The organism is Gemmobacter serpentinus, assembly GCF_008973825.1.
Lineage (GTDB): Bacteria > Pseudomonadota > Alphaproteobacteria > Rhodobacterales > Rhodobacteraceae > Gemmobacter > Gemmobacter serpentinus.
The window spans coordinates 244,362-264,909 of sequence record NZ_WCHR01000020.1; the positions used below are offsets into that span (position 1 = coordinate 244,362).

The 20,548-nt window shown below is 63.4% G+C and carries 18 protein-coding genes; 8 read left to right on the top strand and 10 right to left on the bottom strand.

Features of this window, described 5'->3' with window-relative positions:
- The 3 genes from GBJ34_RS13995 to GBJ34_RS14005 form a co-directional block, all read right to left on the bottom strand.
- A complete protein-coding gene (locus GBJ34_RS13995) occupies nucleotides 1–1,497 on the bottom strand; it encodes an aldehyde dehydrogenase family protein (RefSeq protein WP_151719824.1) in 1,497 nt (498 codons plus the stop codon).
- A gap of 111 nt (nucleotides 1,498–1,608) precedes the next feature.
- The gene (locus GBJ34_RS14000) at nucleotides 1,609–2,595 is read right to left on the bottom strand and encodes an AraC family transcriptional regulator (protein ID WP_151719825.1); all 987 of its coding nucleotides are present in this window, start codon (nucleotides 2,593–2,595) and stop codon (nucleotides 1,609–1,611) included.
- Nucleotides 2,596–2,909: 314 nt separating this feature from the next.
- Nucleotides 2,910–3,953 (bottom strand): helix-turn-helix transcriptional regulator, encoded by a 1,044-nt coding sequence (locus tag GBJ34_RS14005; protein WP_151719826.1) that lies wholly within the window; start codon nucleotides 3,951–3,953, stop codon nucleotides 2,910–2,912.
- Between the two features lie 103 nt (nucleotides 3,954–4,056).
- Between GBJ34_RS14005 and GBJ34_RS14010 the strand changes: the two genes are divergently transcribed.
- The 7 genes from GBJ34_RS14010 to GBJ34_RS14040 all read left to right on the top strand — a co-directional run bounded on the left by GBJ34_RS14010 (nucleotide 4,057) and on the right by GBJ34_RS14040 (nucleotide 11,473).
- Nucleotides 4,057–4,926, top strand: a complete 870-nt coding sequence (locus GBJ34_RS14010; protein WP_151719827.1) for a sugar phosphate isomerase/epimerase family protein — start codon at nucleotides 4,057–4,059, stop codon at nucleotides 4,924–4,926.
- Nucleotides 4,923–6,422 (top strand): sugar ABC transporter ATP-binding protein, encoded by a 1,500-nt coding sequence (locus GBJ34_RS14015; protein ID WP_151719828.1) that lies wholly within the window; start codon nucleotides 4,923–4,925, stop codon nucleotides 6,420–6,422. Before GBJ34_RS14010 ends, GBJ34_RS14015 begins: the two co-directional genes overlap by 4 nt.
- Nucleotides 6,419–7,381 carry an ABC transporter permease gene (locus GBJ34_RS14020; protein WP_151719829.1) on the top strand — a complete coding sequence of 321 codons (963 nt, stop codon included), beginning with the start codon at nucleotides 6,419–6,421 and terminating at the stop codon, nucleotides 7,379–7,381. Before GBJ34_RS14015 ends, GBJ34_RS14020 begins: the two co-directional genes overlap by 4 nt.
- A gap of 8 nt (nucleotides 7,382–7,389) precedes the next feature.
- The gene (locus GBJ34_RS14025; RefSeq protein WP_226341181.1) at nucleotides 7,390–8,349 is read left to right on the top strand and encodes an ABC transporter permease; all 960 of its coding nucleotides are present in this window, start codon (nucleotides 7,390–7,392) and stop codon (nucleotides 8,347–8,349) included.
- Nucleotides 8,350–8,385: 36 nt separating this feature from the next.
- Complete coding sequence (locus tag GBJ34_RS14030) at nucleotides 8,386–9,519, top strand: substrate-binding domain-containing protein (protein ID WP_226341182.1); 1,134 nt, start codon at nucleotides 8,386–8,388, stop codon at nucleotides 9,517–9,519.
- Between the two features lie 645 nt (nucleotides 9,520–10,164).
- Nucleotides 10,165–10,626: a carboxymuconolactone decarboxylase family protein gene (locus tag GBJ34_RS14035; protein ID WP_226341183.1), complete on the top strand. Its 462-nt coding sequence runs from the start codon at nucleotides 10,165–10,167 to the stop codon at nucleotides 10,624–10,626.
- Nucleotides 10,616–11,473: a sigma-70 family RNA polymerase sigma factor gene (locus tag GBJ34_RS14040; RefSeq protein ID WP_151719832.1), complete on the top strand. Its 858-nt coding sequence runs from the start codon at nucleotides 10,616–10,618 to the stop codon at nucleotides 11,471–11,473. Before GBJ34_RS14035 ends, GBJ34_RS14040 begins: the two co-directional genes overlap by 11 nt.
- A 495-nt stretch (nucleotides 11,474–11,968) precedes the next feature.
- Here the strand turns inward: GBJ34_RS14040 and GBJ34_RS14045 are convergent, their stop codons facing one another.
- From GBJ34_RS14045 to lysA, 7 genes are all read right to left on the bottom strand, one after another.
- Complete coding sequence (locus tag GBJ34_RS14045) at nucleotides 11,969–12,478, bottom strand: L,D-transpeptidase family protein (protein ID WP_151719833.1); 510 nt, start codon at nucleotides 12,476–12,478, stop codon at nucleotides 11,969–11,971.
- An 11-nt stretch (nucleotides 12,479–12,489) separates the two neighbouring features.
- Nucleotides 12,490–13,497 (bottom strand): ABC transporter ATP-binding protein, encoded by a 1,008-nt coding sequence (locus GBJ34_RS14050; protein WP_151719834.1) that lies wholly within the window; start codon nucleotides 13,495–13,497, stop codon nucleotides 12,490–12,492.
- A complete protein-coding gene (locus tag GBJ34_RS14055) occupies nucleotides 13,494–14,504 on the bottom strand; it encodes an ABC transporter ATP-binding protein (RefSeq protein WP_151719835.1) in 1,011 nt (336 codons plus the stop codon). The genes GBJ34_RS14050 and GBJ34_RS14055 overlap by 4 nt, the downstream gene beginning before the upstream one ends.
- Nucleotides 14,505–14,508: 4 nt before the next feature.
- Nucleotides 14,509–15,393 (bottom strand): ABC transporter permease, encoded by an 885-nt coding sequence (locus GBJ34_RS14060; protein ID WP_151719836.1) that lies wholly within the window; start codon nucleotides 15,391–15,393, stop codon nucleotides 14,509–14,511.
- Complete coding sequence (locus GBJ34_RS14065; protein WP_151719837.1) at nucleotides 15,393–16,328, bottom strand: ABC transporter permease; 936 nt, start codon at nucleotides 16,326–16,328, stop codon at nucleotides 15,393–15,395. The genes GBJ34_RS14060 and GBJ34_RS14065 overlap by 1 nt, the downstream gene beginning before the upstream one ends.
- A gap of 135 nt (nucleotides 16,329–16,463) precedes the next feature.
- Nucleotides 16,464–18,035: an ABC transporter substrate-binding protein gene (locus GBJ34_RS14070; RefSeq protein ID WP_226341184.1), complete on the bottom strand. Its 1,572-nt coding sequence runs from the start codon at nucleotides 18,033–18,035 to the stop codon at nucleotides 16,464–16,466.
- A gap of 121 nt (nucleotides 18,036–18,156) precedes the next feature.
- Complete coding sequence (gene lysA, locus GBJ34_RS14075; protein ID WP_151719839.1) at nucleotides 18,157–19,467, bottom strand: diaminopimelate decarboxylase; 1,311 nt, start codon at nucleotides 19,465–19,467, stop codon at nucleotides 18,157–18,159.
- 116 nt (nucleotides 19,468–19,583) lie between these two features.
- Between lysA and GBJ34_RS14080 the strand changes: the two genes are divergently transcribed.
- Nucleotides 19,584–20,510 (top strand): LysR substrate-binding domain-containing protein, encoded by a 927-nt coding sequence (locus GBJ34_RS14080; protein ID WP_151719840.1) that lies wholly within the window; start codon nucleotides 19,584–19,586, stop codon nucleotides 20,508–20,510.
- Nucleotides 20,511–20,548 lie beyond the last annotated feature (38 nt).

Here is a 20,548-nt window from a genome sequence, read left to right on the forward strand (position 1 = left end):
TCAGAAGAAGCCAAACGCCTGCGTCCCGAAGGAATGCACGACGCTTTTGGTGTGGCGGTAATTGTTCAGCGCGACCTTGTGCATCTCGCGACCAAAGCCCGAGGATTTATAGCCCCCGAAAGAGGTATGGCCGGGCCAGAGGTAATAGCAGTTGCACCAGATCTTGCCCGCTTGCAGGCCTTTGGCGAAGCGCTGGATCTCGTGGTAATCGCGGCTCCAGACACCTGCTGTCAGGCCGAACTCGGTATCATTGGCGATGGCCAGTGCCTCGGCCTCATCCTTGAAGCGGATTGCAGTGGTCACCGGACCAAAGATCTCCTCGCGCGAGGTGCGCATGTCATTGGTGCCCTCAAGGATCGTCGGCTGGATGTAATAGCCGCCATCACAGCCCGGCACGGCGTAAGCCTGCCCGCCATGGACGACCTTCGCCCCCTCGGCCCTGCCGATCTCCAGATAGCCCATCACCTTGTCGAATTGCGCCTTGGAGGTCATCGCCCCCATGCCGGTGGACATGTCCAGCGGGTGACCTAGACCAACCTGCGCGATCCGTGCGCGCACCTTCGCCATGAAGGCGTCATAGATGTCCTCATGCACCAGCGCCCGGGTCGGCGAGGCGCAGACTTCACCCTGATCGTAAAGATAGATCAGGAATCCCTCGATGGCCTTGTTCAGAAGGTCATCATCCTTGTCCATGATCGAGGGCATGAAGATATTGGGCGACTTGCCGCCCAGTTCCAGCGTGACCGGCGTCAGGTTCTCGGCGGCGTTGCGCATGATGGTCTTGCCGGTCGAAGCCTCGCCGGTGAAGGCGATCTTCTTCACGCCGGGATGCATGACCAGGGCATGTCCGGCCTCGGCCCCGAAGCCCTGCACGATGTTCAGCACACCCGGCGGCAGCAGGTCGGCCACCAGTTCTGCCACACGGGTGATCGACCACGGCGTATCCTCGGCAGGCTTCAGGATCACAGCATTGCCCGCCGCCAGCGCGGGGCCCAGTTTCATTGCGGCCATCAGCAGCGGAGCATTCCACGGGATGATGCAGCCCACAACGCCGTAAGGTTCATGCACCTCAAGATTGATCGTCGTCGCGTCGATATCCGAGGATTCCCCGCTATCGGCGCGCAGCGCGGCGGCAAAATAGCGGATCTGATCCACCGTGTTCGGCAGATCGACATAGATGCATTCGCGGATCGGCTTGCCATTGCCCCAGCATTCGACCAGCGCCAGCTCTGCGGCATTGGCCTCGATCCGGTCGGCCATTTTGAGAAGCGTGTTCGACCGCAGCTGCGGTGACATGGCGCCCCATGCCGGGGCCGCCTTCCATGCAGCCGCCACCGCCAGATCCACGTCGGCAGCGGTGGAGCGCGGAAACTCCGCGATCAGGCTGCCATCGATGGGCGAGCGATCTTCAAAATATCTGCCTTCCGCCGGGGCGATCCATTCGCCGCCAATGAAGTTCTCGTATTGCGCTTTGCGCGCGGGCATTTCATGGGCCATTTGCATCTCCCTGTCGCTGTCCCGCAGGCAGGCCATGCCGCAGGATTTGGGATCAGCATGAGAGATGCTTGAAGACTGAAATATCCGCAGATACCGGCAAAACGCGCGCGACTATCCGTTTTTACCGGCGGCCCTGCCGCCCCGGCGCAGATCGGTCCGCATCTGGCGCGGCACCGCCCCGTAGGCATCCCGATAGTATTGGGAAAAGCGTCCCTGATGGTCAAAGCCATAGCGCAATGCCAGTTGGGTAAGATTCTGTCCGGGATTCTCCTCCAGGTCCCGATGCGCTGCCTGCAGCCGCATCCGGCGCAACAGCACCATCGGCGCGCAGCCAAAGGCAGATTGCGTCAGCGCGTTCAGCTGCGACCGCCCCAACCCTGCGGCCCGGGCCAGATCCGACAGCTGGACAGGACGCGCCATATGCGCCCCGATAAAGCCGATCAACCTGTCGCGCGCATCGGCACCAGCGATCCCGACCGCCTCGGCAGCCCCGGGAAGCAGGTGCTGCGCAACAAAACGGGCGAGCCCCGTCTGCACATGTGCCGCCCAATCCGCATCACCGGGACCCTGCCGTGACAAGGCCATCAGCGTGTTCAACTGGCTGACCAGCAGGGGTGACAGGGCGCGCGGCAGCAGAGCGGCCGATCGTTGCATCTTGCGGCCCTCCATCCCCGCCGCCGCGTAGGGCACGCGCAGGATCAACTGCTCGCAGCCCTCTTGCCAGCGCAGGCGGATCGCGCGGCGCGGCGCGCTGAGGAAGACCGAACCTTCGGGCACATCCGTAATCATACCATCGGTTTCCACTTCGATCCCTGCCTTCAGGCACAGATGGACCAGAAAGAAATCCTTGTAGACGTCCGGCGTGATCGTGACCTCATCGCCGTAGCGCATGGAGTAAAGCGCCAGACTGTCGGTCTTGCAGCGAAAGGCGCGGGCATCGACCTCCCCTCCCTGCCAGCGCAACCCGTAATCGCACAGCTCTCCCGCGATCGCATCATAGGTCTCGCGCCGCTCTCGCGACCGCAACATGCAATCCTCATAGAGCGGCGACAGGACCAGCCCCGGGAATGTCATGTCCTTGCTTTGTTGCGGCAGCATCGGAACGTGCTCCTTCTACGGGCGGCGATGCTCAGGACCCTCAAGGGCGTCGCACCCCAGACAGCCGATGATAGACAGTCTGCGAAACCGGGCAAGCGATCTCATCGCGCAAAGGCGGGCGTCAGGCGGGCGGGAGCCATTGAATGGCTGGTGGGCCCGCATAGGTCACGCGACGGCCAGGCCAAAGCGGAGGTTCGCCAAATTGAATGGCGGACGACAGTCTTGTGAAACCTGCCCGTCGCTTGTCGCACCACGCAGGTATCAACTACGGCCCGGCATTCCATTTCGGTGCTGCCAGCCGCCGTCGCTTGCCATCACAGCGCCGCGGCTTGCCCGGTGTTGCGGGGGGCCTCTCCGAAGTGTTTGCGATAGGCGTTCGAAAAATACTGGCTGGAGTTGAAGCCGCAGGCAAAGGCGATGTCGGTGATGCTTGCAGGCTGCGCGCCTGATAGCAGGCCGCGCGCATGTTCAAGCCGCAGATGCTGAAGAAACTGGCGCGGGGTGCGATTGGTCAACTGCCGACACAGATCGGCAAAACGGGTGCGCGACAGGCCACATTCCTCGGCCATGGCATCCAATGTCCAGTCCTCGGCCAGCGCATCAGGCAGGCGGCGCAGGAAAATCGCCACCGTATGTTGCGAGGTGGAGAGTTGCGGATCCGGTTCCGGGGCCTGCGCAGCCATTCGCTCGATCAACGACAGCATGACGGCGTTGATCGCCAGCTTCAGCCGGCTTTCGCCCTCTTCCGGGCTGCGGCTGGTCAGGATTGGGGGCAAGGCGTCAAAGCCTCTGGCCAGATCGGAATTGCCATCCCAGACTGGCCGCATGTTCTGGGTCAGCAACTGGCCAAGCGCCTGCGCCTCGGTCTGGGAGAACACCATCCAGTCGGGCCAGTGCCAGTGCTCCGACGGGCGGCGCAGCCCGGCGTCCAGCAGAATCCAGATCAGCCGGCTTGCCCCGACATGCGGCGCCCCGATGGCGTGTTGCTGCCAGGGGCGGATCACGATGAACTGGCCCTGCCGCAATTCATGCTGGGTGTCATCCACCACCAGGTCCAGCTGACCCCGCGCCAGCCAAGCGATCTTGAACCCTTCATTGCAATGTCGCGCCAGGCCCCAGTTCTGGCTGTGCCGCGCATCCCAGAAACCGACAGTGCAGATGCCAGGCAGCCGGTCCCCCAGACCTGTGCCCGGATAGCTGCCCCGCGTCCAGGCATGGAGGTCGCATTCGCCGCGCCGTGCCGCCGCCTGCAATTCGCGGCAATTGTCGGCATACATCATGGAATCGGGCTGACGGAACACCGAGGGTCGGCGCTTTTCGCAGGAAGGCCCGCCCGGGAATTGGGTGATCTCGTTCATCGTTTCCGCCTCCCCGCAGAAATATGACTTAAGATTTTTACCAGTGATAATCCGTGCAAGCCAGCCGCTGTCAAGTCTGTCAGCCTGATCCCGGGAAGAGGAGATGACGATGAAGCTTGCCTTCAACCTGTTGGTGATCGGGGCCGAGATTACGCCAGCCCATGCGCCGCAGCTGGCGCGTCTGAAGGCGCTTGGCTATGACGCGCTTGAAATCCCGGTCTTCTCCGGCACGCTGGCGCAGTATCGCGAGATCGGGCGCATCCTGTCGGATCTGGGCATCACACCGGGGGCCGCTGCGGTTGCGACAGCTGCGGCAAACCCCGTCAGCCCCGATCCAGAGGTGCGGGCGCGGGCGCGCGACCACCATCGCTGGATCGTCGATTGCACCCATGCCATGGGCGGCGAGATCATCGCCGGGCCGCTGCATTCGCCGGTTGGGGTTTTCACCGGATCCGGCCCCACCGACGCAGAACGCGCCCATTGCATTACGGCGATGCGGGCGCTGGCTGAATATGCTGGCGAGGCCGGGATCAAGGTCTCGGCCGAGGCGGTGAACCGTTTCGAATGCTATATGATGTCCACCATGGAGGAGGCCTCGCGCATTTGGCGTGCCGTCGATCACCCGAATTACGGCTATATGTTCGATACCTTCCACGCCAATATCGAGGAAAAGGACGCCCCGGCGACCTATGAGCGATATCACCGCGAAATCAACCATTTCCATGTTTCGGAAAATGATCGTGGTGTGCCGGGCACCGGGCATGTGCCTTTCCGGGCCCATTTCGAGGCGCTGCGCCGCTGCGGCTATGACGGCTGGCTGACGGTCGAGGCCTTTGGTCGCGCCTTGCCGGAACTGGCCGGGGCCACCCGGGTCTGGCGCGATCTCTTTGACGATCTGGATGCGCTGTTTGCCGAGAGCGCGGCCTTCATCCGCCACGAATGGGCGCGGGCTGGCGAAGGCGGGGCCACATGACCCCCGCTTTGGATATGCGCGGTATCTGCAAGGCATTTCCGGGCGTCAAGGCGCTGGATGATGTCAGCTTTGATTGCCGTCCGGGCGAAGTCCATGCCATCTGCGGCGAGAACGGCGCGGGCAAATCCACCTTGATGAAGGTGCTGGGTGGCAGCTACCGCCCCGATGCCGGTGAAATCCGCATCGACGGCGCAGCGATGCGCTTTGCCCATCCGCGTGCGGCCGCGATGGCCGGAATTGCGATCATCCACCAGGAGCTGAGCCTCTTGCCGCATCGGTCGGTGACCGAGAATATCTTCATGGGGCATGAATTGGTGCGCCCTGGCTTTGCGGGCCTGCTGCTGGACCGGGGGGCGATGCGGGCCCGGGCCCGCGTGCTGCTGGACCGGGTGGGGGCGCAGATCGATCCTGATCGCAGCGTGGCGGGCCTGTCCATCGCGCAGCAGCAATTGGTCGAGATCGCCAAGGCCCTGTTGCTGGATGCGCGGATTCTGGTGCTGGACGAACCGACAGCCGCGCTGGATGACCGCGATGCGCGGCAGCTGCTGGACCTGATCCGCATCTTGCGCGGGCAAGGCGTGGCGCTGGTCTATATCTCGCACCGGATGCCCGAGGTCGCGGCGATCGCCGACCGGGTGACGGTGCTGAAGGATGGCCGGCTGATCTGGACCCGCCCCCAGGCCGAGGCCACGATTCCGGCCATCGTCTCGGCCATGGTCGGGCGCGACCTGAAGGATTTCTATCCCGCCGCCCCGACCGCCGCGCCGGGCGAGACGGTGCTGGAGCTGGACGCGGTGCAGGCCGAGGGTCTGCCCGAGATTAGCCTGACGTTGCGCCGGGGCGAAATTCTTGGCGTGGCGGGCCTTGAGGATTCCGGAAAGGGCCAGCTGGCGCGGCTGCTGGCGGGGGATCTGCGGCCTGCGGGCGGCACCGCCCGGCTGGCCGGTCGCCCAATGCCGCTGGGCAATCCGCGCCGGATGATCGCGGCGGGCCTGGGCTATCTTCCCGCCGACCGCAAGCGCGAGGGGCTGGTTCTGCGCCAGTCGGTGCGCGACAATGCCGCGCTTGCCCTGCGCGCGATGCGCCCCGCCTGGGCGCGTCCTGCGGCCGGGGTCTTTGCGCCCGCCATGCTGGATGCAGGGCTGAAACGCATGGATGTGCGCGCCGCACATTTCGGGCAGGAAATTGGTGCCCTGTCGGGTGGCAATCAGCAAAAGGCGATCATCGCTCGATGGCTGGCGCTGGATCCCGCGGTGCTCTTGTTCGTGGAGCCGACGCGCGGCATCGACATCGCCGCCAAGGCCGCCATCTATCAGACCATGCGCGAGGTGGCCGATCAGGGGCGCGGCATTGTCGTTGTCTCTTCGGATCTGCCCGAACTGATCGGGATCTCCGACCGCGTGCTGGTGATGCATCGCGGCACCATTGCGGGCGTATTGCCGCGCGACCCCCGTGAGGAAGAAATCATGCAACTGTCGCTGGGGGTATCGGTATGATGGCAGATCGCACCCTGCCAAGGCTTTCCGTGGCAATGGTCCTGTTGCTGATCTCGGTCACGATTTTTGCCGTGACCGCCATCGCCACCGGCGAGACCGCACAGTTTTCCCTGCAAGGGGTAACCGGGCTGTTGCAACGGATGGTGGCGCTTGGGCTTGTGGCCATCGGCCAGACCTTCGTGATCCTGGTCGCCTCGATCGATCTCTCGGTGGCGGCGGTGATTTCCGGCACGGCGGTGCTGGCCTCCTGGCTGATGGGGGGCGATCCGGCGATGATTGTGCCGGCGGTTGCGCTGTGCCTTGGCTTTGCCCTGGCGGTCGGACTGGTCAATGGCGCGCTGGTGGCCTTTGCCGGGATCAACCCGCTGATCGCGACACTGGGCACCGGGCTGATCCTGCAAGGGGTGCTGTCGGCCAGCTATGGCAGCCTAGGAGGTGCCGTCGCCCCCGTCTTTCAACAGCTTGCCTATGGCAGCCTGTTCGGCATTCCCTGGTCGGTGCTGGCACTGTTCGGGCTGGCGCTGACGATGGGTGGTCTTCTCAACCGTTCCGTGCTGGGCGCGCGGATCTTTGCGGTCGGCGGCAATCCCGACGGCGCGCGGCTGGCGGGGATCCGCACAGGGCGTGTTATCCTGACCGCCCATGTGATCTGCAGCCTGTTCGCCGGGCTGGCCGGGCTGTATCTGGCGGCGCGGGTGCAATCGGGCACGCCCTGGCTGGGCCGCGATGGCATCTATGATCTGGAATCCATCGCCGTCACCGTGATCGGCGGCACCCTTCTGGCCGGGGGCAAGGGGGGTGTCGCGGGCACTTTGGCGGGCGTGTTCCTGTTTGCCAGCCTGGATGCCAGTTTCAACATGCTGGGGATCGACGCCTTTCTGAAACAGGTGCTGCGCGGCTTTGTCATCATCGCGGCGGTGGCGGTCCATGCGGTGCGCGGCCGGGGGCATGTGGCATGAGCGACGCGATGTCGAAACCCCGTGCCGCCCGGATCGCCATCAATGCAGGGTTGCTGCTGTTCCTGTGCCTTTATGCTCTGATCGTGCTGATCCAGCCGAACTACCTTGAGCCCGGATTGTTCATGAACTTTCTGCGCCGGGCCGCACCGCTGGTGATCCTTGCTGCAGGACAGCTTTATGTGATCCTGACCGGCGGCTTCGATCTTTCGGTCGGGGCGGTGGTGACCTTTACCGTCACCGCAGCCGCGCTGCTGACCAATGGCGATCCCGATGCTACCTGGCCGGTGATCGCGCTGCTTTACCTGATGGGGGCGGGGATCGGACTGTTCAACGGATTGGTCGTGGCCTTTCTGAAAGTGCCGTCGATCATCGCCACGCTGGGCACAATGCTGTGGCTGAACGGTCTGGCGCTGGCCTGGTCGGGTGGCGCGGCGCGCGGCGATCTGCCCGAGAATTTCCGCAATCTCGGTCGGTTCCAATGGCGCGATGTGGCGCTGGTGGGCACGCTGCCAATGGCGGTTCTGGTGCTGGTCGCGGTGTTGGCGCTGCTTTGGTGGGGGGTGCATGGCATCGGCTATGGCCGTCGCGCCCTGGCCGTGGGTGACAACCCCCGCGCGGCCGAACTGGCAGGGATCCCCGTCGGGCGCACCCGGATCACCGCCTTTGTCATCTCGGCTCTGGCGGCGGTGACTGCGGGCATCCTTCTGGGCGGATTTTCGGGCGTCTCGGTCAATGCGGGCGTGGGGCTGGAGCTGCAATCCATCGCCGCCTGCGTGATCGGAGGGGCCATGCTGTTGGGCGGGCGCGGCACCATCTGGTGTGCGGTCTGGGGCGCGCTGTCCCTGTTCGCGCTGTTCACCCTGCTGAACCTTCTGGGGCTGCCACAGGCGCTACGCGACAGCATCCAGGGACTGATCCTGATTGTTGCGGTCGGCCTGACCGCCTGGCGCAGCCGCGCCCGCAACTGACCACCACCACAGGTTTCAACGAGGAGGAAAGAAACCATGTCGATGAAAGTAATGCTTGTCGCCACCGTCGCGCTGTCCGGTCTGGCCGGGGCCGCCATGGCGCAGGATTTCAACGATCCGGCGGAATTTGCCAAACAGCGCGAACAGCTTTCGATGACCCCGCAAGGCCCCGAGGGCGCGCCCTGGGCGCAGCATCTGGGTGACAGCATGGTCGATACCGCCAAATGGAAGAAAGACGGCCCGGCCACGATCTGCTTCTCGAATGCGGGGATCTTCAACCCCTGGCGCGTGGTGGGGATGCACAATTTCCAGGCCGAGGCCGAAGCGCAGGGCGACAAGATCAAGGAACTGATCGTCGTCGATGCCGAGGGCAAGGATGAAAAGCAGATCGCCGATATCGAGGCGCTGGTCGCGGGCGGCAAATGCGACGTGCTGATCGTGTCGCCCAATACCACCGCGGCCCTGACCCCGGCGGTCGAGGCGGCGGCGGCAAAGCTGCCGGTCGTGGTGTTCGACCGCGGCGTTAATACCACCGCGCCGGTGACCTATATCCATCCTGTCGGCGGATATGGGTTCGGGATTTCCTCGGGCGAGTTCATCGCGTCCAAGCTGGAAAAAGGCGCGAATGTGCTGGCGCTGCGCATCGTGCCCGGCGTTGATGTGCTGGAAACCCGCTATTCGGCAGCCAAGACCATTTTTGACGAGGCCGGGATCAACGTGGTCGGGTCGGAGTTCACCGGATCGGACCGCGCCAAGACCAAAGCCGTGGTCGAGGATTACCTGAACCGTGGCGTGCAGATCGACGCGATCTGGATGGATGCAGGCGACACCGCGACAGCGGCGCTGGAGGCTTTCGAGGATGCAGGCCTGCCCTATCCGGTGATCTCTGGTGAGGATCAGCAGGATTTCCTGCGCAAATGGCGCGATGAGAACCTGACCGCGATCGCGCCCTCCTATCCCACCTATCAATGGCGCACCCCGATCCTTGCCGCGCTGGATATTCTGGCCGGAAAACCCGTGCCTGGCCCGGAATGGGTGCTGCCGCAGCCTGCCATCACGGCGGAGACCCGTGACGGCTATATCGACGAGAAGCTGCCGCCGCTGCATTACAGCCTGTGCGGATGTCAGAACCTGCCGGGCTATCCGGCACGCTGGGGCGGCAGCGAATAAGAGAGCTGGTCTAAAGATGACGATGCCGGCCAAAGCGGGCTGGCATCGTCGTTTCCACGTCACGAAACATGCCGCGCGCTATCGACAGATATGATCCATAGCAGGCGATCCAATCCGATCGCGTCCAGCATCGCGCAGCGGACGCGCGAAGCCATCGCTGCGATCCCCCCTTGAGTGCGCACATTGGATGCGAACGGGCCGCGCCCGTTCCGCAATAGCCAGGCTCGGGATGTCGGGCCTATCGCACCATCAGCCGGGGGATCGTGGATCGGGCCATCGCAATGCCGCCAGTGCCGGGCCTGCTCCATGATCTTGCGCGCGGCATCGACCTGCCAGCCCGGATCGGCCCGCCGCTGAATCTCGATCCGAAGCGCGCGGCACTTGTCCCTCGGTCCGGCCGCGTCGCCGGATCGCCACGCTTGGCGAGGCGCTTACAGACGGTGGCACGGAGGCGGCAGCATCGCGCAGATCGGTTCGATCCCCTGCACATCGCCCGCAGTTCGATCCAGATCATCTGGCCTGGCCATGCCAAGGACATGGGCAAGACCCGAACTCGAAAAAATTCGCGACCCATGTCACAAAGGCATGGGCTGCCTCGTCATGTTGGTGTCAGATCACCAAAGGAGACCCATGATGACACCTCGGATGACCGATCATTTCAAACGCATCGGCAGCGCCTTCAATGGCCTTGTCACCTTCGAGACGGAATTGCGCAAAGGCCCACTGGACCATGTGCTGCTGCATCTGATCAAGCTGCGGGCCAGCCAGATCAACGGCTGCGCCTTCTGCATCCAGATGCATGTCTCCGATGCGCTGAAAGACGGCGAAACCCATCTGCGCCTGCATATGGTGGCGGGCTGGCGCGACAGCACGCTGTTCACGCCGCGTGAGCGGGCGGCACTGGCCTGGACCGAGGTCCTGACCACCGTTGCCGCAGCCCATCCGACCGATGCGGATTGGGAGGCGGTCTCGGCTGTCTTCAACGCGGATGAGCTGGCCTTCCTGACATTTGCCATTGGCGGCATCAACCTGTGGAACCGGACCCAGATTGCCTTTGCTGTCGCGCATGGGCTGGATCTGCCGGCCGAACGCCCCCATGCGGCCTGACCCGGTCGAGATGTTTCAGGCGCAGCGGCCCCGGCTGCTGCGTCTGGCTTACCGGATGCTTGGCAGCCATGCCGAGGCTGAGGATATGGTGCAGGAGGCCTGGCTGCGCTGGCAGAACGGCGATCACGGCCAGATCGCGGAACCTGCGGCCTGGCTGACCCGGGTGGTCTCGCGGCTGTGTCTGGACCAGATGAAATCGGCCCGCGCCCGGCGCGAGACCTATCCGGGCACCTGGTTACCGGAACCGCTGATCGAGGAACCCGACGATGCGCTGCGCCCCGATAACCTGACGCTGTCCCTGATGGTCGCGCTGGAACGGCTATCGCCGCTGGAACGCGCGGCCTTTCTGTTGCACGACGTCTTTGGCCAGCCGCTGGAGGAGGTGGCCCGCACCATTGACCGCGCCCCCGCCGCCACGCGGCAACTGGCGGCGCGGGCGCGGGCGCATGTCCAGATTGACCGCCCGCGCTATGCCGTGCCACGCGACACCGGCGCGGCGCTGGCGCGTGCGTTCTTCGACGCCTGCAAAACGGGCGATGCGGTGGCACTTGGCACGATGCTGGCGGAAGGTGCCACGCTGCACGCCGATGGTGGCGGCAAGGTGAATGCGGTCCTGAACGTGATCCAGGGCGAGCCCGCGATCATCCGCATGTTCACGGCCCTGTCCCGCAAGTTCGGTGACGGGATGGAACTGCTGGACGTGACCGTGATCGACGGCTTGCCGGGGTTTGTCTGCCGCATCGCCGGGGCACTACAGACCACCGCGCTGGAAATCGAGGAGGGCCGGATCACCCGTGTCTTCATCACCCGCAATCCCGACAAGCTGACCGGCCTCGGCCTGCATTGAGGGGGGCGATCGGTCGATCGGCCGCATCTGTAACGCGGGGCATGATGCCCGCCGGGCGGCCCGACCAAAGGCACAGCCTGCCGCCACTTGTGACGCCTGCGCCCCCGACTGGCTTATGAAAGCAGGCCAGGCGTTGCGGCGGCTGCGCAGGCGCTGCCAGCCTTCAAAGCGAAGCGTTGCATCGGGGGGCCCCTGTGCAACATGGTCAGCGCCCCTTTTCGCAAACAGGCTTTAGGGCTTGTTAACACGCTGCGCCACGGCCCCCGTGTCGCCCGTGCCTTTACCCCAAGGAACAGACCCGGTCGCGCGCGCAGCTCATGCCAGATGGAACCGCAGGGCATCCGCCGTGTCGCCATCATCGGGCCCCCGCGATGAGATTGCGGAAGTCCACCCGGCCATCCCCGACCACGCCCGCCTCCCTGGCAGGACTGCAATCCGCTGCGGGCAGACGATCAAACGCGATCAAAGGCGCGGCGCGGGGGATCTTGTCTTGCGTCACGCCTGGAAGCACAGCCTTGTATCGGCCTGGGCCAGCGACAGAAATTCGAGCAGATCCGCGCGCGTGAGCGTGGCACAGCCTGCCGTCGAGCCATATCCGGCGCTGGCAATGTGCAGGAACACGGCGCTGCCCGCGCCGGGGATCACCGGATCGTCATTTTGCCCAAGCACCACCACGATGTCGTAAAGATCATCCTTGCGCCACATTTCCTCATGGCTGGCGGCGAAGGGGAGTTTGACTGGCCGGTTGTAATCTGGATGGTTGGGCGCATCGCACCAGCCGTCATCGGCCGCGATTTCGGCGGTCGGGAACACCGAAACGGGTGCCGCGTCCAGTTTGTCGGCGCGATACAGCACGCGGCGGATCGGCCAACAGCCAATCGGGCTTACGCCATCGCCCTCGATCTGCTTCACCGCAATGCCGCTGCGGCCGACGCCGGCTTGCCAGACCCTGTCGCCAAAACGCGCCTGCCAGCCTTGATCTTGCCGGGTTACAATCAGATCCATCAACGCCTCCGTCAGCCGTCCAGCGGAAAGTGGCAGGCAACCGCACGGCCACCGCGGTCCTGCAAGGCCGGATCCTCGATCCGGCAAATGTCGCGCGCAAAGGGGCATCGCGTGTGGAACCGACACCCCGAGGGCAGGTTCATCGGGCTGGGGATCTCGCCTTGCATCATCGGGCGTTCCTGACCGCGCAGGCGCGGATCGGGACGCGGCACAGCCGACATCAGCAGCATGGAATAGGGATGCAGGGGCTGCGCGAACAGATCCTCGGTCGTCGCGACCTCCACCAATCGCCCCAGAAACATCACGCCGACCCGAGTGGCGAACTGCCGCACCACGGCCAGATCATGGGTGATGAAGAAATAGGTCAGTTGCAACTGGTCCTGCAAGTCCATCAGAAGGTTCAAGACCTGTGCCTGAATGGACACATCCAGCGCCGAAACGCTTTCATCGCAAACCACGAAATCGGGCTTGTTCGCAAGGGCGCGGGCAATGCCGATCCGCTGACGCTGCCCACCCGAGAATTGATGCGGGTAGTTGCGAAGATATTGTTTGCGCAGGCCCACCATCTCCAGCAATTCGGCACAGCGGTCGCGGATGTCGGCAGCAGTCCCGAAACCATGGCTGCGCAGCGGTTCAGCCAGGATTTCCTCGACCCGCATCCGGGGGTTCAGCGAGGCATAGGGATCCTGAAACACGATTTGCAGCTTTTTGCGCAAGGCCCGCATCTCTGCTTCGCCCTGCGTCGTCAGTTCGGTGCCGCGATAGTTGATCGTTCCCGAACTGGGCTCCTGCAGGCGCAGCATGATGCGGCCCAGTGTGGTCTTGCCACAGCCGGATTCCCCCACCAGCGCAAAGGTTTCGCGGGCGCGGATATCCAGCGTCACGCCATCAACGGCGCGCACCACGCGGGCGGATTTGCCGAAGCCGCCGCCGCCAACCCGGTAATGCTTGGTCAGGTTCTGGGTGGACAGCACGATATCTTCGGCCGGGGGCATATCGGCGGGGATCGTGTCTTTCATCGCGTCGCCTCCGATTGCAAAGCCGTCTGCCCAGCGTGAAGCCAGCAGCGCGCGACATGGCCCGTCCCCACCGTCTCCAGATCGGGTGGGCGCTGACAGGTCGGCATCGCATCGCGGCAACGGGGCGCAAAGCGGCAGCCGGGCGGCAGCTTCGCCAGATTGGGCACCATTCCGGGGATCGAGGGCATTCGTCGCGCCACCCGCGCCTCGGTCGCGCGCGGGATCGAGGCCAGCAGCCCACGGGTATAGGGGTGCGAGGGGTTCTCGAACAGATCGAACACATTGGCCTGTTCGACCATCTGCCCCGCATACATCACATTCACCTCGTCGCACATTTCGGCGATGATCCCCAGATCATGGGTGATCAGGATGATGGAGGTGCCGACCCGGTCGCGCAGATCGCGCATCAGCCGCAGGATCTGTGCCTGGGTCGTCACGTCCAGCGCAGTTGTCGGCTCGTCTGCGATCAGCAGTTTCGGCTCGCAAATCAAGCCCATGGCGATCATTGCCCGCTGACGCAGACCGCCCGACAATTGGTGAGGATAGGCGTCCAGCCGGGTCTGGGGCTCAGGAATGCCGACCATCTCGAACATTTCCAGCACGCGCTTGCGGATCGCGCTTCGGCCAAGCCCCTTGTGGATCGCCAAAGGTTCGCCCACCTGTTCCCAGACGCGGCGAACCGGATTGAGGCTGGTCATCGGTTCCTGAAAGACCATCGCAATGTCGCGGCCCCGGATGCGGCGCATCCCGGCGGCGTCCAGCTTGGAGATCTCGGTCCCGTCCAAGAGGATGGAGCCGGCATTGACCCGTCCCTGCGGCTTTGGCACCAGGCCCATCAGCGACAGCGCCGTCATGCTTTTGCCCGAGCCGGATTCGCCCACCAGCCCGATGATCTTGCCACGCCCCACGTCAAACGACACGTCGTCCAGCACCCGGACATCGCCGCGACCGCCCGAAAATTCGGTGCGCAAATTGCGGACAGAGAGGATGGGATCATAATCCGCCATGACGTCAATCCTTCATTGAAGGGTCAAGCGCATCGCGCAGACCGTCGCCGATGAAATTGAAGGCCATCACCGTCAGCAGGATTGCAACGCCCGGGGCGATGGCAACAGCCGGGGCCTGGAACATGTATTCCTTGCCCTTGGCCACCAGGAGACCCCAGCTTGCCTCGGGCGGTTGCACGCCGACCCCCAGAAAGCTGAGACTGGATTCCCACATGATCGCCTCGGGGATCGACAGCGAGAACAGCACGATCAGGGTTGGGATCACATTGGGAAAGATATGGCCGAACATGATCCGGCTACGCGAGGTGCCATTGGCCCGTGCGGCCTCGATGAACTCTTTTTCACGCAGGGCCAGCGTCTGCGCCCGCACCACCCGCGCAACCGATGCCCAGCCGACCAGTGCCAGCGCGAAGAAGATATTCAGCAGGTTGGCCCCCAGCGTATACATCACCACCATCGCCAATAGCAGCGAGGGAAAGGCGATCATCATATCGGCCAGCCGCATCACCACGAAATCGGTCCTGCCGCCCAGATAGCCGCTGAGGATGCCCAGAACCGTGCCGATGGCCAGCGAGATCAGGCTGGGCACGATCCCCACCACCAGCGAGATCCGCGCGCCGTAAAGGATGCGCGTCAACACGTCACGGCCAAAATTGTCGGTCCCCAGCCAATAGGTGGTCGAGGCGGGCAGAAGTTGCTCATCCAGCGCCACGCGGTAGGGATCATGCGGGCTGATCCAGGGGGCAAAAGCCGCAGCAAGCACCAGCGTCACGACAAAGATCAGACCGATCATCGCCATGCGATTCCGGGAAAATGTGCGCAACGTGTCACGCAGAAAGCTGGCTTCCTCCAGCGCCTCGGGGGCGGCAATGTCGGACATATCGGTCATCACGCCTCTTTCTTCATCTGTGCGCGGATGCGCGGGTCCAGGACCGAATAGAGAATATCCGCCACAAGATTGCCCAGAATCACCAGCACCGTGGCAAACAGCACGGCCCCTTGCAGCAAGGGCATGTCACGGGATGAAATTGCATTCACGGTGATGCGCCCCACGCCCGGGATCGAAAAGATCGCCTCGGTGATCACCGCGCCGGACAACAGCCCCGCCACCTGGATCGCCATGATCGTCACCACCGGGATCAGGGCATTCTTCAACGCATGGCGGGTAATCACGCCGGCTTCGCCCAGACCCTTGGCGCGGGCGGTGCGGATATAATCCAGCCGCATCACTTCCAGCAGGCTTGAGCGGGTCAGGCGCGAGATCACGCCGGCGGAAGACCAGCCCAGCACCAGGGCCGGCAGCACCATATACCTCCAGCCGTAGAACCCCGAGACCGGCAGAAGTTTCAGCTTCATCGCGAAGACGTATTGCAGCAGCAACGCCGACCAGAAGATCGGCATCGACACGCCCAAAAGCGAAAAGCCCATGCAAAAGCGGTCAAGGAAAGTGTCGCGCCGCACCGCCGACAGGATGCCAATCGGAATGCCGATCAGCCAGGATACGAGCGCGGCACAGACCGCCAGCATCAATGTATTGGGAAATGCCTTCAGGATCAGATCGGTGACCGGCCGGTTCAGCTTGATCGAGGTTCCCAGATCACCATGCAGCGCGTCCCACAGGAAGCGCAGATAGCGCGTGATCAGCGGATCATCCAGGTGCATCTGCGCGCGCACGCGCTCGATCACTTCGGGGCTGCCATGCTCCTTCATCATCAGGGCGATGGGATCACCCGGAACGACGTTCAGCATGATGAAGAGGATCAGGGTAATCCCGATCAGAACCGGGATCGAGACGAGAATCCGTCTGAGTGCAAACATCAACATCGGCGGAATGCTCTTTCGGCTGCGCCCGCAGGCTGCGGGTGGTCGTGGCAGAAGGCAGGCCTGGGGGCCCGCGGCAAAGCAGGAAACAGGTCCGGGAAGTCGCGCAACCCGCGCGGCTTCCCGGCTTGGCACTTGTTACTCGACTTCGACGTTGTAGTAGTTCATGTCGCTCCAGCCGTTCCACGGCACGACAAAGTTCTTGACCCGCGGCTGCACCACATAGCTGTGGTCAAGGCTGAACAGTGGCACCCAGGCCGCATCCTGATCGACGATGCGGGTGGTCAGATCTTGATACAGCTTGCAGCGTTCCGCCTGATCGGTCATGCCGCGCGCCCGTTCGATATCGGCAAAGACCTCGGGGTCATTGTTGTTATAGGCGCGGCTCTTGGAGCCGGATTCAGAGAAGAACGTATAGAAGAAGTTGTCGGGATCGTTGAAATCCGCCGACCAGACCTGGGTATAATTGTCCGTCTCGCCCACCTTCCTTGCGGCCATGAAGGCGGCCTCGTCGGTGGTGACAATCTGCGCCTTGAACCCTGCCTCGGCGATCTGGGCCTGAATGATCTGGTTCATGTCGGACCAGCGCGGCGACCAGTTGGCCGCCTGTTGCAGCTTGATCTCGACGCCATCAGGATAGCCTGCTTCGGCCAGCAGCTCCTTGGCCTTGGCGGGGTTGTATTCGATCGGCGCGGCTTCGGCATAACAGGTCAGACCGCGCGGCATCACGCCGTTTTCCAGCGCGCCCTTGCCGTAGAAGTTCTTGTCCAGAATGGTCTGGCGGTCGATCGCCATCTGGAAGGCCTTGCGGACGCGCGGATCGTCGAAGGGCTTCTTTGCCTGGTTGATGTTGTAGTAATAGATGCCGACGCGCGGGCCGGAGCGGATCAGATCCTTCCACTGATCGCTGCCATAGAAATACGGCGTCTGGGTCGGCGCATAATCCAGATCGAACACGTCGATCTCGTCGGATTCAAACAGCATCCGCAGGGTTTCCGCATCGGTCACGACGCGGATCAGCAGCCGGTCGACCTTGGCGCGACCGCGCCAGTAATCCTCGTTCGCCTCCAGCATCTGGCTGTCATTCAGCGTATAGTCGCGCAAGATGAACGGGCCGGTGCCATTGGTGGTCTCGGGCGTCAGACCGAACTGGTCGCCCGCAGCCTCGGTAAAGGCACGGTTGTAGATCGAGGCACCTGGCGCTGCCAGCAACGCAAGGAAAGCCGCATAGGGCTGTGCCAGCGTGATCTGCACGGTCTGATCGTCCAGAGCCTTCAGCCCGGACACGCTGTCAGCCTTGCCGTCGAGCCGGTCCTGCGCGCCAGCGATAAAGGTCAGGATGTCGGTGTTCAACGCCTTGGTCGCCGGATTCAGCATCCGGTCAAAGGTATAGACCACGTCATCGGCAGTCAGCACCGCGCCGTCATGGAATTTCACGCCCTGCCGCAGATGGAACGTATAGGTCAGCCCGTCCTCGGAGACTTCCCATTTCTCGGCCAGCCCCGGCACAAGAGCGGATTCACCGGGGGCAGTGGTCTCTGATTCCACAAGCCGGTCAAAGATGTTCAGCGGCAGGGTATAGGAATCCGTGGTCATCTGCCCGTCGGCAGTTTTCGGATCCTCGGAATACGAGACTCGCAGCATGTTCTCGGCCACCGCCGGGGACAGCATTGCCAGACTGGTCAGCGCGGATGCGATAAGAAGTTTCATTTTCTGGTTCACGTTACACCTCGGTGTCTGTTGGACGGTCAGCCGAAAAGACGGCATCTTGCGACTTGCTTTTGTAAAGGACGGGGCAGGTCGCATTGCCCCGTCGGTTGCAATAGAACGGTTACGCCTTCTGCCATTCCGTGGCGGCTTCCAGCCGCAGCGCGTCCTGCACATCCGCCCTGCGGCGGATCACCCGAAATTGCCCGGCATCAATCAGCACTTCGGGAACAAGATCGCGGGAGTTATAGGTTGAGGACATCGCCGCGCCATAGGCACCGGCCTGCAGAAAGGCGAGATGGTCGCCCGGCAACAGCGTGCCAAGTTGCGGATATTTCCCGAAATCATCCGAGCTTTCACAGATCGGCCCGACCAGACGATAGGGCCGTTCATGGGCACCGCGCCGCTCGTGCAGCGGAACGACAGGGTGCACCGCCTCATAAAGCGCGGGGCGCATCAGATCGTTCATCGCCGCATCGACAACGGCGAAATCGGCCGCCTCGCCGGGTTTGATATACAACACCTGGGTGACAAGCACCCCGGCCTGTGCGCAAAGCCAGCGCCCTGGCTCAACATTCAGGTCCAGATCCATGCCACCGACGGTTTCACCGATGATGCGGGCGTATTCCGCCAGATCGGGGCCGGGATGATGCGCATCGCCCACCCCAAGTCCGCCCCCCAGATCCAGCCGCGTCACCGACAGGCCCGCCGCGCGCAAATCGCGCACAAGGATGGCCATCGCCGCCCAGGCCTCGCGGAAGGGTGTCAGATCCAGGATCTGCGAACCGATGTGAAGCGCGAGACCCACCATGCGCAGTTCAGGCCTTGCAGAAGCTGCGGCGTAAAGCTCTGGCACCTCGGACGCCGCGATGCCGAACTTGCTGTCCTTGCGGCCGGTGGTGATTTTCGCATGGGTCCTGGCATCGACATCGGGATTGACCCGCAGCGCCACAGGTGCCCGAACCCCCAGATCCCGCGCCGCCTTGGCCACGACCTCCAGCTCCGCCGGGCTTTCGACGTTGATCTGATGCAGACCTGCCTCCAGCGCGGCGCGGATCTCGGCCTCGGTCTTGCCAACGCCGGAAAAGATGATCCGCTCCGGTGGGGTCCCGGCGGCCAATGCCCGCGTCATCTCGCCCCCCGAGACAATATCCATGCCGCAGCCCAGCCGGGCGAATTCAGCCAGAACATGGGTATTGCTGTTGGCCTTGACCGCCAGACAAACCTTCACCCCATAGGGCGCAACGGCCTGTGTCAAAGCCGCATAATTCGCCTGCAATGCGGCCGCCGAATAGGCATAGAACGGTGTGCCCATTGCGCCCGCGATCCGGGACAGCGGCACGCCATCGGCGCAAAGCGTCCCGTTCTGGCGTTGAAACCATTCGCCCGCAGGATCAGTGCAGGCTGCGGAGGGAACCGGGCTGGTTTTGGTCATGCGGATACTTCGACTGATGCGGATTTCAATCAAAGTTCCAGAAACCCATATGCGAAGGAAATGCTTTTCTAGCCTTTCTTATGCTATTTCGATATGCAAAGCGCAAAGGAGACACCATGAAACTGAACCAACGCCAGATCGATGTGTTCAACGCGGTCATGGTGAACAAAAGCATCACCGCGGCCGCGACCAGACTGGGCAGTTCGCAACCCACCCTGAGCCGCGAAATCCGCGAGATCGAAAGCCGTCTTGGCTTTGATCTTTTCCTGCGCTTTGGCAAACGCCTGACCCCTACCGAGCAGGCGTTGTTGCTGCATGAGGTGGTGCTGCGGTCTTTTGTCGGTCTGGATGAAATCGGCCGAGCGGCCTCGGCGATCCGGACATACAATGCCGCCAACTTTCGCATCGCGAGCATTCCTGCCTATGCGGAATCGATTGTTCCCCGTGTGATCCAACGGTTCGAGACTACGCGCGAGGCGGTGCTTTTCTCGATCCATTCCCATGAGGAAAGCTCGCTGCGGCATGAGATGACGACGCAGGTTTTTGACCTGTTTCTGGCCGAGACCCTGTTCCAGCGGGAAAGCGCCACGGGTCAGACGGTCTATGTCGGCGATATGGTCTGTGTGCTGCCTCAGGGGCATCCGCTGGCTGCGCGCGCGCGGCTGACGCCACAGGATTTCGCCGGGCAACCCTTCATCTATTTCGGCCAGAACGACCCCTATCGCCACAAGCTGGATGCGGTGTTCCATCAGGCGGATGTCATCCGCGATTATGCGGCCGAGACGACGACCGCCGCCAGTGTCTGCGCAATGGCCGCGGCAGGGGTGGGGATTTCGATCATCAACCCCCTTACTGCCGCCAGCCATCTCGGGATGCCCGTGGCCTTTCGGCGGCTGTCGGTCGCGGTGCCGTATCACCTGGCGCTCTGGCACCCCGCCCGCAGCACAAGGCAGGCGCAGGTGCAGCGGTTCATCACCACGCTGCACGAGGTCGCGGCCCAGATGGCGGCAGAGCTTGCGCGCCACCTGACGCCGATGCCCTGACCCCCAGAGGTCTGCGAGGGATGCGGGCCCGGCATCAG

Coding starts and splice junctions, on each gene's coding strand:
- GBJ34_RS14015 (WP_151719828.1), top strand. CDS start 4,923: ATGACCCCCGCTTTGGATATGCGCGGTATCTGCAAGGCATTTCCGGGC.
- GBJ34_RS14045 (WP_151719833.1), bottom strand. CDS start 12,478: ATGGATCTGATTGTAACCCGGCAAGATCAAGGCTGGCAGGCGCGTTTT.
- GBJ34_RS13995 (WP_151719824.1), bottom strand. CDS start 1,497: ATGGCCCATGAAATGCCCGCGCGCAAAGCGCAATACGAGAACTTCATT.
- GBJ34_RS14080 (WP_151719840.1), top strand. CDS start 19,584: ATGAAACTGAACCAACGCCAGATCGATGTGTTCAACGCGGTCATGGTG.
- lysA (WP_151719839.1), bottom strand. CDS start 19,467: ATGACCAAAACCAGCCCGGTTCCCTCCGCAGCCTGCACTGATCCTGCG.
- GBJ34_RS14035 (WP_226341183.1), top strand. CDS start 10,165: ATGACCGATCATTTCAAACGCATCGGCAGCGCCTTCAATGGCCTTGTC.
- GBJ34_RS14070 (WP_226341184.1), bottom strand. CDS start 18,035: ATGAAACTTCTTATCGCATCCGCGCTGACCAGTCTGGCAATGCTGTCC.
- GBJ34_RS14050 (WP_151719834.1), bottom strand. CDS start 13,497: ATGAAAGACACGATCCCCGCCGATATGCCCCCGGCCGAAGATATCGTG.
- GBJ34_RS14055 (WP_151719835.1), bottom strand. CDS start 14,504: ATGGCGGATTATGATCCCATCCTCTCTGTCCGCAATTTGCGCACCGAA.
- GBJ34_RS14025 (WP_226341181.1), top strand. CDS start 7,390: ATGTCGAAACCCCGTGCCGCCCGGATCGCCATCAATGCAGGGTTGCTG.
- GBJ34_RS14040 (WP_151719832.1), top strand. CDS start 10,616: ATGCGGCCTGACCCGGTCGAGATGTTTCAGGCGCAGCGGCCCCGGCTG.
- GBJ34_RS14005 (WP_151719826.1), bottom strand. CDS start 3,953: ATGAACGAGATCACCCAATTCCCGGGCGGGCCTTCCTGCGAAAAGCGC.
- GBJ34_RS14010 (WP_151719827.1), top strand. CDS start 4,057: ATGACGATGAAGCTTGCCTTCAACCTGTTGGTGATCGGGGCCGAGATT.
- GBJ34_RS14065 (WP_151719837.1), bottom strand. CDS start 16,328: ATGTTGATGTTTGCACTCAGACGGATTCTCGTCTCGATCCCGGTTCTG.
- GBJ34_RS14060 (WP_151719836.1), bottom strand. CDS start 15,393: ATGACCGATATGTCCGACATTGCCGCCCCCGAGGCGCTGGAGGAAGCC.
- GBJ34_RS14030 (WP_226341182.1), top strand. CDS start 8,386: ATGTCGATGAAAGTAATGCTTGTCGCCACCGTCGCGCTGTCCGGTCTG.
- GBJ34_RS14020 (WP_151719829.1), top strand. CDS start 6,419: ATGATGGCAGATCGCACCCTGCCAAGGCTTTCCGTGGCAATGGTCCTG.
- GBJ34_RS14000 (WP_151719825.1), bottom strand. CDS start 2,595: ATGCTGCCGCAACAAAGCAAGGACATGACATTCCCGGGGCTGGTCCTG.